1 pseudogene is annotated in these 654 nt (G+C 74.6%); it reads right to left on the reverse strand.

Annotated elements, in window-relative coordinates:
* Window positions 1-654, reverse strand: a pseudogene (locus D180_RS17625) (hypothetical protein); the annotation flags it as partial.

Genomic DNA, 654 nt, shown 5'->3' on the forward strand with positions numbered 1-654 from the left:
CGCCGCAGGCGCCGCTTCGGTGGCCTGCGCGGCCACCGCACTGGCGCCGACCATGCGCGCGCTGCGTGCCGCGATGCCGCTGCCGCCGGTGCGCGCATCCAGTTCGCTGACCTTGCCGTCCAGCGCCGCCAGTGCCGCGCCGACGTTGTTGTAGCTGGCGCCCTGGATCACGTACGTGGGCGCCACGAACAGGCCCTGCGCGCCGAGTCCGGCGCCGCCACCCAGGAAAGTTGCCATGTTGCTCAGCGACTGGTACAGCTGGCCGCCGTTGATCGCCTCGGTGCTGCCGGCGGCGACGCTGCCGGCGGTCAGGTTGACGATGCGCCGGGTGGCCGGGCCGCCACGGCCGTTGCCGCTGCCCAGCGACACGGTGTCGGCCTCGTACACCCGCGAGCCGGCACCGAGCGCCACCGCGTTGTCCGCCGAGACGCCGGCATTGGCGCCGAGCGCGACGCCGTTGCTGCCGCTGTTGCGGACGAAGCTGTTGTAGCCCATCGCCACGCCGTTCTCGCCGATCGCATTGGTCTGCAGGCCGATCGCGGTGCTGCGCGCACCGGTCGCCGAGCTGCCGGCACCGTTGGCGGTGGCACCGGCGCCGGCGGCGACGCTGCCCACGCCCAGCGCGGAACTGCGCAGGCCGCTGGCGGTGGCGCC

This window comes from Xanthomonas sp. SHU 166, assembly GCF_000364685.1.
Taxonomy (GTDB): domain Bacteria; phylum Pseudomonadota; class Gammaproteobacteria; order Xanthomonadales; family Xanthomonadaceae; genus Xanthomonas_A; species Xanthomonas_A sontii.